This window comes from Acinetobacter sp. 228, assembly GCF_048147885.1.
In genome coordinates, this window is sequence record NZ_JAYWYV010000180.1 from 1 (window position 1) to 1609 (window position 1609).

Below are 1609 nucleotides of genomic sequence, written 5' to 3' on the forward strand. Positions count from 1 at the left end.
CTTCAAACTCAATGCTTCCTAACCAATTTTCTGTGTGTTGTTGCCATGCATCCATCATTCTTTTGTTCGGAATATCAGGGTCCTGTTTGCCATAAAATGCAACGATCGGAACCTCAGTCTTATGAATCTTCTCGCTAAGTAATTGATCACTAAGATAGAAGTCGTTACGAATGATTTTGAGAAAGAATGTGAGTGCATCCTGATTATTTAAAATTTCGTCAGGAAAATTGTTGTATCGCTTTAATTCATCAATAATTTTTTCATCAGTTAGCTCATGCTTGTACCGCATATGTTGAATATAGTAATGCTCAGGTCGGCTACTTATAACAATTAATCTCAACTGATCAATTATGGTTTTTTCATTCAAATAATTGAGTACTTTCCAAATCAAGCTACCTCCTACACTATGTCCAAATAAAATGAAGGGTGTGTCTGAGTAAGCTTGTATTTCATTGGCAATTTGCATAGCCAATAGATCAGGATCATCAATCAATGGTTTATTTATTTTTATACCATGACCCGAATATTCAATAGGAATAATACGAATATTGTCAGAGATCTGCTTTTTCCATGGATGATAAATACTTGCGCTACTCCCCGCAGGCGGTAAACAGAACATATTATATTGAGGTTTATTCATTCAAGAATTCTCCAAATATTAAGCATTTTTCTTTTATAAAAAATGCTTAAATCAGATTTCTGCGCTATTTTTTTAAACAGAAGTTGAAGCTAAATTGATAGTTTGAGTCGGTTGCCAAATAGCTGAATCACGATGTGTGACAAAAATAACCGTAGAAGAAAGAGCACGTATCGTTGTAACAATTTCCTGCTCAGTCTCTTCATCCAAGGCAGAGGTTGCTTCATCAAGTATTAAAATCGGCGCATTTTTGAGTAATGCTCGGGCAATTGCGACCCGCTGACGTTCACCACCAGACAATGCGGTGCCTTGTTTACCCACCGATTGATTAATTCCTTCTGAACTACGGTCAATCATTGCCCCTAATGCGGCATCTCTTGCAGCCTTTTCTATTTCATCATCAGTTGCATCAGATTTTCCTAAACGGATATTTTCAGCCAGTGTACCTGTGAACAAAATAGGTTCTTGTGTGACATAAGCGATATTCGAGACCAAATCTTCATATTTCATTTGATCAAGAGCTATACCACCTAGGGTAATTTTTCCTATTTGTGGATCATCAAACCGTGTAAGCAATTCAAGTAAAGTACTCTTACCACTACCGCTTGGTCCGGTAACCCATACTCTGCTCCCCAATGCGATATCGAGAGATATATCTTCAAGTGCTGGCGCATAGCTAACGCCTTGTACCGAAATATGATGGCCAGTAGGAATTTGAGGGTGTAATGGCTCAGGCAACTCAGGTGGATGGGTGATCTGATTAAAGTTGCGTAGTGCAGCAAATAAATCATTGATATGCAACCCTGCAGTAGCAAGTTCACCTAACGGCGCTGCTGCACGTCCAATTAAGACGAGTAATGCCAATACCAAAGCAGCATGATTGACTCCAGCGTTCACCAGATATGTTGCCATCCCTGCAATGGGTAAAACACTTGCCAAGGTTGCAAGAAAACTTGCAAGTGCAGCAGCACG

Annotated in this window: 1 protein-coding gene and 1 pseudogene; both read right to left on the bottom strand. The window is 39.2% G+C overall.

Features of this window, described 5'->3' with window-relative positions:
* Positions 1 to 640 (bottom strand): acinetobactin biosynthesis thioesterase BasH (basH, locus tag VXQ92_RS17125; RefSeq protein WP_416682626.1); only part of this gene is annotated, 640 nt, incomplete at its 3' end.
* A gap of 72 nt (positions 641 to 712) precedes the next feature.
* Positions 713 to 1609, bottom strand: a pseudogene (gene barB / locus VXQ92_RS17130) (acinetobactin export ABC transporter permease/ATP-binding subunit BarB); the annotation flags it as partial.